7 protein-coding genes are annotated in these 7967 nt (G+C 61.3%); 1 reads left to right on the forward strand and 6 read right to left on the reverse strand.

Going from position 1 to position 7967, the window contains the following annotated elements; genetic code table 11:
• The 6 genes from F8N49_RS22535 to F8N49_RS22560 all read right to left on the reverse strand — a co-directional run bounded on the left by F8N49_RS22535 (position 1) and on the right by F8N49_RS22560 (position 6037).
• A complete protein-coding gene (locus tag F8N49_RS22535; protein WP_016775003.1) occupies positions 1 to 180 on the reverse strand; it encodes a hypothetical protein in 180 nt (59 codons plus the stop codon).
• Positions 181 to 336: 156 nt separating this feature from the next.
• Positions 337 to 1512 carry a lactonase family protein gene (locus F8N49_RS22540; RefSeq protein WP_151552669.1) on the reverse strand — a complete coding sequence of 392 codons (1176 nt, stop codon included), beginning with the start codon at positions 1510 to 1512 and terminating at the stop codon, positions 337 to 339.
• Complete coding sequence (locus F8N49_RS22545; RefSeq protein WP_122704027.1) at positions 1499 to 1810, reverse strand: DUF5629 family protein; 312 nt, start codon at positions 1808 to 1810, stop codon at positions 1499 to 1501. The genes F8N49_RS22540 and F8N49_RS22545 overlap by 14 nt, the downstream gene beginning before the upstream one ends.
• A gap of 165 nt (positions 1811 to 1975) precedes the next feature.
• Positions 1976 to 3556, reverse strand: coding sequence for an aldehyde dehydrogenase (NADP(+)) (locus F8N49_RS22550; RefSeq protein ID WP_122704025.1), 1581 nt, complete (start codon positions 3554 to 3556; stop codon positions 1976 to 1978).
• A gap of 9 nt (positions 3557 to 3565) precedes the next feature.
• A complete protein-coding gene (gene araD1, locus F8N49_RS22555) occupies positions 3566 to 4558 on the reverse strand; it encodes an AraD1 family protein (protein WP_122751620.1) in 993 nt (330 codons plus the stop codon).
• Positions 4559 to 4714: 156 nt separating this feature from the next.
• Positions 4715 to 6037: an MFS transporter gene (locus F8N49_RS22560; protein ID WP_024013183.1), complete on the reverse strand. Its 1323-nt coding sequence runs from the start codon at positions 6035 to 6037 to the stop codon at positions 4715 to 4717.
• 192 nt (positions 6038 to 6229) lie between these two features.
• On the opposite strand from F8N49_RS22560, the gene F8N49_RS22565 reads away from it, so the two are divergent.
• On the forward strand, positions 6230 to 7966 hold the full coding sequence (locus F8N49_RS22565; RefSeq protein WP_071172698.1) for an IlvD/Edd family dehydratase: 1737 nt from the start codon (positions 6230 to 6232) through the stop codon (positions 7964 to 7966).
• The last annotated feature ends 1 nt before the right edge of the window (position 7967 follow it).

Consider the following 7967-nt stretch of genomic DNA (forward strand, 5'->3'; position numbering starts at 1 on the left):
TCAGGCTTGGGTTTTGTGATCCAGCGCGGCGTAGAAGTTGGCGCTTTGTTGCAGGTATTTCTGGGTGTAGCTCTGGGTGTGGGATTTTTTGCTGGCGATTTCGACGTTGGCACCGGCTGGCAATACCACGGTGGCAGAAATGGCGGAAGCGGCGATGACGGAGAAGAGATTGAAGTTCATGGCGGTAACCCTCGTGTTCGTTTGCTTGGTTTGCCCGGTCGGGCTGTGAAACAAACGTAACGCTCGAGGGTTACTCGCTTGAAATCTTTTGTAGCATTAGCCGATATCAGTGCAATTAATACAACGATGCAGGCCCCGCAGAGCGGGGCCTGTGGCTTATTGTCGCACCAGGAATTTCAGATCGCTTGGCGCGTCCATCGGCAGTTTTTGCACGGTTTTGCCCAGCAGACCGGTCTTGGCATCGCGCTCGACGACGACAATCTGGTTGCTCTTCTGGTTGGCGATCAAGACGAATTTACCGCTCGGATCGAGGGCAAACTCGCGCGGGTGATCGCCCTCGACCGAGCGCTTTTGCAGCTCTTTGAGCTGACCGGTCGCAGGATCAATGCTGAACACTACGAGCTGATTGGCCGTGCCGCGATTGCTCACGTAGAGAAACTTGCCGTCAGCCGAAGCATGCAGCGCCGCGCCGGCCTTGTCCGAGGTTGGCTGGCCCGCCGCGAGATCGACCAGTTGCGTCTGGGTCAGCACGCCGTCCTTGTAGTCGAACACCGCAACCTGCGCGCTCATCTCCATGGTCAGCCAAGCGTGTTTGCCATCAGCGCTGAACAGCAGATGACGCGGGCCACTGCCGGCCGGCAAGGCTACCGAGGCGGTTTTCGCCGGGGTTAGCGGCAAGTGCGGGTTGGCCTTCGGGTCGTACTGATAGATGAAAACCTTGTCTGCGCCCAAATCATTGGAGAACACATAGCGCCCGTCCGGCGACGACACCGTCGAGTGCACGTGATTGGAAGCCTGGCGCTCGGGGTTGACCCGACTGGCCGGGTGTCCGCTCATTTGCACTACCGGTTTCAGCTGGCCGTCGGCATCGACAGGCAATACCGCCAGGGTACCGCCCGGATCTTCCATCACTGAGTAGTTGCTGACGAACAGGTGTCTGGCATCAGCGCTGAGGCTGGAATGGGTCGGCTCGTTACCGAGGCTCTGCACTTGATTGATCAGGCTCAGCGCATGGGTCTTCGGGTCAATGGCGAAGCTGCTGACGCGGCCGACCGGGTCAGTCTGGCCCGGGCCGTTTTCGTTGACCACGAACAAGCGCTTCTGGTCTTTCGAGAGGGTCAGCCACGACGGGTTTTCGGTCTTGACCACTTGCAGCGGCTTGGCGCCGATCTGGCCGGTGGCGCTGTCGAACTGCATGCGGTAGATGCCCTGGCTGGAACCGGCGGTGTACGAGCCGACCAGCAATTGCAGGGTGTCGGCAGAGGCGCTGGAAAGCCCCATCGCGCCGACGCTGCCGGCCATCAGCAAAGGCCAGAAATTACGCATCTTCATTATTGTCATCCTCATCGTCGCTGCTGCTGACTACGTCGCCGACGCACACCAGACGATGCTCGCCCGTGGTCTTGGTGTCGCTGGCGTAACCGACGATCAGCCAGCTCTGCAGCGTCTCATCGAACGTCGCTTGCGCGACGTGCGCCGGGGTGAATTGCCAGTGCTTGGCTTCACGGCCATCGATGCATTCGATGTGCAGGTTATCGTCCTCGTCGAGGGCGAATTCAAAGGCGTGCAGGCCATCGATTTCGACCATACCGCAGTGTTCGAGGGCGTTGAGAAGGGTTTGGGCAGTCATGGCAAACAGTCTTTCTAGGGGGAAAGGGCCAATGATAGCCCAATGTGATCCAGAGGCCCCTGCTGGAACCTCTGTGGGAGCGAGCCTGCTCGCGAAGGCGGTGTGCGAACTGATCGTTCCCACGCTCTGCGTGGGAACGATCAACACAAAAAATCGCGGTGCTGGCTAGATCGCCTCACGCGATGGCTTGCCATCCACCAGGCGCTGGATCCGCAGCGGGTTGGCGTTCTTCAGCGGTTCGGGCAGCAAGCTGTCCGGGTAGTTCTGGAAGCACACCGGGCGCAGGAAGCGATCGATCGCCAGCGTGCCCACTGACGTGCCGCGCGCATCGGACGTCGCCGGGTACGGCCCGCCATGCACCATCGAATCGCACACTTCGACACCGGTCGGATAACCGTTGAGCAGGATACGCCCGACTTTCTGTTCCAGCAGCGGCGTCAGCTCGGCGAATTGCTCGAAGTCAGACGGCTCACCGATGATCGTCGCGGTCAATTGACCGTGCAGGCCGTGCAGCGCCGCGCTCAGTTGTGCCTGATCGGCTACTTCGACGATTACTGTGGTCGGGCCGAACACTTCTTCCTGCAGCACTTCATCGCCGTTGATCAACAGGCTGACATCGGCCTTGAACAACTGCGGCTGCGCCTGATTGCCCTGCTGCTGATTGCCGGCCAGATGCTCGATGCCGCTGTGCGCCAGAAGCTTTTCCAGGCCTTTGCCATAGCTGCCGAGGGTACCGGCGTTGAGCATGGTTTGCGCCGGTTGATCACCGATTGCAGCGGCGACTTGCTGTACAAACGCGCTGAACTGCGGCGAGCGAATACCGATGACCAGACCCGGGTTGGTACAGAACTGACCGCAACCCTGAACCACCGAAGCGGTGAGGTCACGCGCAACGGTTTCCGAACGCGTGGTCAGTGCCTGCGGCAGCACGATGACCGGGTTGATGCTCGACATCTCGGCGAACACCGGGATCGGTTGCGGACGTGCGGCAGCCATGTCGCACAAGGCGCGACCGCCCTTCAGCGAACCGGTGAAACCAACGGCCTGAATCGCCGGATGCTTGACCAGCCATTCGCCGACGCCGCCACCGTAGATCATGTTGAACACGCCGGCGGGCATGCTGGTTTTTTCAGCCGCGCGAATGATCGCGTCGGCGACCAGTTCAGCGGTGGCCATGTGGCCGCTGTGCGCCTTGAACACCACCGGGCAACCGGCGGCCAGCGCTGCTGCGGTATCGCCACCGGCAGTTGAGAACGCCAGCGGGAAGTTGCTCGCACCAAACACGGCGACCGGGCCGAGACCGATGCGGTATTGGCGCAGATCCGGACGTGGCAGCGGCTGACGATCCGGCAGTGCCAGATCGATCCGTGCGCCGTAGAAATCACCGCGACGCAGAACTTTGGCGAACAGACGCATCTGCCCGCTGGTGCGACCACGCTCGCCCTGAATACGACCAGCCGGCAGCGCGGTTTCGCGGCAGACCACGGCGACGAAATCGTCGCCAAGCGCATCCAGCTCATCGGCGACCGCATCGAGGAACTGCGCGCGACGTTCGGCGCTAAGGCTGCGATAGGTCGGGTAAGCCGCAGCGGCGGCCTTGGCAGCGGCGTCGACTTCTTCGGCCGTGGCCTGAATGAAATCATGCGGCAGGGCTTCGCCAGTGCTGGCGTCGACCGAGTGCAGTTTGACGCTGCCGGCGGCGCTGCGCTGACCGCCGATGTAGTTGTGACCGAGAATCTGAGTCATGGGATCTCCTTAAAGGGTGCCGATGCTGTCCGGTTCAAAAGCCGCTTTGACCGGTGCGATACCATTGACCAGCGGTGCGCCGAAGTCGGCCTGGCTGATCTCGAACGTGTCGCCCGGCTGGGTGCGGATGCCGTCGGCAAACGACAGGGTCGCTGTGCCGAAAAAATGAATGTGCACGTCGCCCGGACGCAGGAACTGACTGTATTTGAAGTGGTGGTACTCGAGGTTCGCCAGGCTGTGGCACATGTTGGCCTCGCCGCTGAGGAACTCGTTCTGCCAGAGCACTTCGCCGTCACGCAGGATTCGGCTGGTGCCGGCAAGGTGTTGAGGCAATTCACCGGTACGAAGTTCCGGGCCATAACTGCAACTGCGCAATTTCGAGTGCGCCAGGTACAGGTAATTCTTGCGTTCCATGACGTGATCGGAGAACTCGTTTCCGACGGCGAAACCGAGGCGATACGGCTTGCCATCGTTACCGATGACATATAGGCCGGCCATCTCCGGCTCTTCGCCGGCGTCCTCGGCGAACGGCGGCAGCGGGAACGGCTGCCCCGGACGCACGACAATGCTGCCGTCGCCCTTGTAGAACCACTCTGGTTGCACACCGGCCTGCCCCGCCGCCGGTTTGCCACCCTCCACGCCCCACTTGAAAATGCGCATGGTGTCGGTCATCGCCGCTTCATCGCCGGCCTGCTGGTGCATCTTGTCCCGCGCCGAAGCGCTGCCCAGATGAGTAAGGCCGGTACCGCTGACCAGCATGTGCGCCGGATCCGGGTGATCGAGTGGCGGCAGAATGCGCAGGTCTTTGAGCAATTGCGCGTAGTCGTGGCTCGCGCCGAGGCCGAGGCTTTGTACTTGCTGCTCAAGGGAGCCGCCGGCCTTGATTGCCGCCAGGGCCAGATCACGGACACTGCGGGCGTCCTCGACTTCGCGGACCTGACCGTTGTCGACCACGCCGACACGGCGCTCGCCGTTGGGTAATTCGAATTGAACCAGATGCATATGTCCTCTCCTTTATCCAAAATTCCGAAACACCGCAAAACCCTGTGGGAGCTGGCTTGCCAGCGATAGCCACCTGTCTGACACGTCAATGTTGGATGTGCCGCCATCATCGCTGGCAAGCCAGCTCCCACAGGGGTGGTAATTGATCCATAGGTGTCAGGTTCGGGTCGCGCCACGGGCGCTGGCGGCGAACTGGTCGACGGGCAGCACGTGCTTGCGCTCCAGCACGCGATAAACAATGCCGGTCAGAATCAGCCCGAACACCATCACGCCCGAGAGGAAGTACAACCCCGAAGCCAGATTGCCGGTGTATTCCTTCAACGCGCCGATCACGAACGGCCCGATGTAACCGCCGAGGTTGCCCACCGAGTTGATCAAGGCAATCCCCGCCGCGGCACTGGCGCCGGCAAAGAAGCGCCCTGGCAAGGTCCAGAACACCGCCGTGCACGAGAACAACGCAAACGCCACCAGACACAGCGCCGCCAGTTGCGCCACCGGCAGCGACAGCCAGGCACTGAGGAACAGGCCCAGCGCACCGAGTACATAGAGCACCGCCAAGTGGCCGTAGCGATCATTCAAGCGGTCGGAGCTGCGCGGAATGATCAGCAGGCCGATGATCCCGAAAATGTATGGCACCGAAGAAACGAACCCGGTGACCAGATCGCTGCCGCCGAACTGTTTGATCAACGTCGGCAGCCACAGGCCCAGACCATAAATGCTCAGGGTCACCGGCAGATAGAACAGCGCCAGCAACAACACGCGTTTGTCTTTCAACGCATGCAGAGGGTTGCCGTGACGGGTCTGGCCGTACTCCTGCAAGTCCTTTTTCAGCTCGCCGGTCAGCCAGTCTTTTTCCGCCTGATCCATCCACTTCACTTGCTGCGGGCCGTCCGGCAGCCAGCGCAGCACCGGCCAGGTCAGCAGGATCGCCGGGGTGCCGATGACGATGAACAGCCACTGCCAGCCGTGCAGGCCGAGGATGCCATCCATGCCCAGCAAACCGCCGGACACGGGACCGGTGATCATCATCGCGATGGGTTGCGAGAGGATGAACAGGCCGAGGATTTTGCCGCGATGGCGCACCGGGAACCATTGGGTGATGTAGTACAGCACGCCGGGGAAGAAGCCCGCCTCGGCCGCGCCGAGCAGAAAGCGCATCACATAGAAGCTGTGCGGCCCTTGCACGAAGGCCATGCCGATGGTGATCGCGCCCCAGGTGATCATGATCCGCGCGAACCAGCGTCGTGCGCCGAAGCGTTCGAGCATCAGGTTGCTGGGAATCTCGAGAAGAAAATAGCCGATGAAGAACAGCCCGGCGCCCAGGCCATAGGCGGCGTCGCCGATGCCGATGTCGGCGCCCATGTGCAGCTTGGCGAAGCCGACGGCGGAGCGATCCACATAGGCGATCAGGTACAGCAGGATCAGGAAGGGAATCAGCTTCAGTGTGATGCGCCGGACAAGCCGCAATTCCTGGCTCATGAGATCGGTCTCCGATTGTTGTTTTTATAGAACCTCGGGGGACGCCTCTCGCCAAAACAGCCAGGGCCATCCCTCCGTCGAAAACGACTATATAGTAATACTAATTACCCAACAACACTTCCAAAGCGCGGATTTTGAGCTTAGATTAAGCGTCAGCTCGCAAACAATAGTCTTACAATAAGAGAATCGATCATGTCTGATAAGAAACCCACCCTGCGCTCCGCCCAATGGTTTGGCACGGCCGACAAAAACGGCTTCATGTACCGCAGCTGGATGAAGAATCAGGGCATCGCCGACCATCAGTTCCACGGCAAGCCGATCATCGGCATTTGCAACACCTGGTCGGAACTGACCCCGTGCAACGCGCACTTCCGCCAGATCGCGGAGCACGTCAAACGCGGGGTGATCGAGGCCGGTGGTTTTCCGGTGGAATTCCCGGTGTTCTCCAATGGCGAATCGAACCTGCGCCCGACCGCCATGCTCACCCGCAACCTGGCGAGCATGGACGTTGAAGAAGCGATTCGCGGCAACCCGATCGACGGCGTCGTGCTGCTCACCGGTTGCGACAAAACCACTCCAGCACTGCTGATGGGTGCGGCCAGTTGCGACGTGCCGGCCATCGTCGTCACCGGCGGGCCGATGCTCAACGGCAAGCACAAAGGCAAGGATATCGGCTCTGGGACCGTGGTCTGGCAGCTCAGCGAACAGGTCAAGGCCGGCACCATCACCATCGATGACTTCCTCGCAGCCGAGGGCGGCATGTCCCGTTCGGCGGGCACCTGCAACACCATGGGCACCGCGTCGACCATGGCCTGCATGGCTGAAGCGCTGGGCACTTCGCTGCCGCACAACGCGGCGATTCCGGCTGTGGACGCACGCCGTTATGTGCTGGCGCACATGTCCGGCATGCGTGCGGTGGAGATGGTGCGCGAAGACCTGAAACTGTCGAAGATCCTCACCAAGGAAGCCTTCGAGAACGCTATTCGCGTCAACGCTGCCATCGGCGGTTCGACCAACGCCGTGATCCACTTGAAAGCCATCGCCGGGCGCATCGGCGTCGAGCTCGATCTGGACGACTGGACCCGCATCGGTCGCGGCATGCCGACCATCGTCGACCTGCAACCGTCCGGGCGTTTCCTGATGGAAGAGTTCTACTACGCCGGTGGTTTGCCAGCGGTGCTGCGCCGCTTGGGTGAAGCCAATCTGATCCCCAACCCGAACGCACTGACCGTCAACGGCAAGTCCATCGGCGAGAACACCAAGGACGCGCCGATCTACGGCGAAGACCAAGTGATCCGCACCCTCGACAATCCGATTCGCGCCGACGGCGGCATCTGCGTGTTGCGCGGCAATCTGGCGCCGTTGGGCGCGGTGCTCAAGCCGTCCGCCGCTAGCGCTGAACTGATGCAGCATCGCGGTCGCGCGGTGGTGTTCGAGAACTTCGACATGTACAAGGCGCGGATCAACGATCCGGAGCTGGACGTCGATAAGGATTCGATTCTGGTGATGAAAAACTGCGGGCCGAAGGGTTATCCAGGCATGGCCGAAGTCGGCAACATGGGCCTGCCGGCCAAGCTGTTGGCAGAAGGCGTGACCGACATGGTGCGTATTTCCGATGCACGCATGAGCGGCACCGCGTACGGCACGGTGGTTTTGCACGTCGCCCCGGAAGCCGCAGCCGGCGGGCCTTTGGCGGCAGTAAAGGAAGGCGACTGGATCGAGCTCGATTGCGCCAGCGGCCGTTTGCATCTGGACATTCCGGATGCTGAACTGGCCGCGCGAATGGCCGATCTGCAAGCACCGCAACAGTTGCTGGTGGGCGGTTATCGTCAGCTGTACATCGACCACGTGCTGCAGGCGGATCAGGGTTGCGACTTTGACTTCCTGGTTGGCTGCCGTGGTGCCGAGGTTCCGCGCCACTCTCATTGAC

Source organism: Pseudomonas sp. GXM4 (assembly GCF_008923895.1).
In the GTDB taxonomy this organism is placed as follows: domain Bacteria; phylum Pseudomonadota; class Gammaproteobacteria; order Pseudomonadales; family Pseudomonadaceae; genus Aquipseudomonas; species Aquipseudomonas atacamensis.

Excerpts from the sequence above, each read along its gene's own strand:
- F8N49_RS22535 (WP_016775003.1), bottom strand. The coding sequence starts at position 180 with ATGAACTTCAATCTCTTCTCCGTCATCGCCGCTTCCGCCATTTCTGCC.
- F8N49_RS22540 (WP_151552669.1), bottom strand. The coding sequence starts at position 1,512 with ATGAAGATGCGTAATTTCTGGCCTTTGCTGATGGCCGGCAGCGTCGGC.
- F8N49_RS22545 (WP_122704027.1), bottom strand. The coding sequence starts at position 1,810 with ATGACTGCCCAAACCCTTCTCAACGCCCTCGAACACTGCGGTATGGTC.
- F8N49_RS22550 (WP_122704025.1), bottom strand. The coding sequence starts at position 3,556 with ATGACTCAGATTCTCGGTCACAACTACATCGGCGGTCAGCGCAGCGCC.
- araD1 (WP_122751620.1), bottom strand. The coding sequence starts at position 4,558 with ATGCATCTGGTTCAATTCGAATTACCCAACGGCGAGCGCCGTGTCGGC.
- F8N49_RS22560 (WP_024013183.1), bottom strand. The coding sequence starts at position 6,037 with ATGAGCCAGGAATTGCGGCTTGTCCGGCGCATCACACTGAAGCTGATT.
- F8N49_RS22565 (WP_071172698.1), top strand. The coding sequence starts at position 6,230 with ATGTCTGATAAGAAACCCACCCTGCGCTCCGCCCAATGGTTTGGCACG.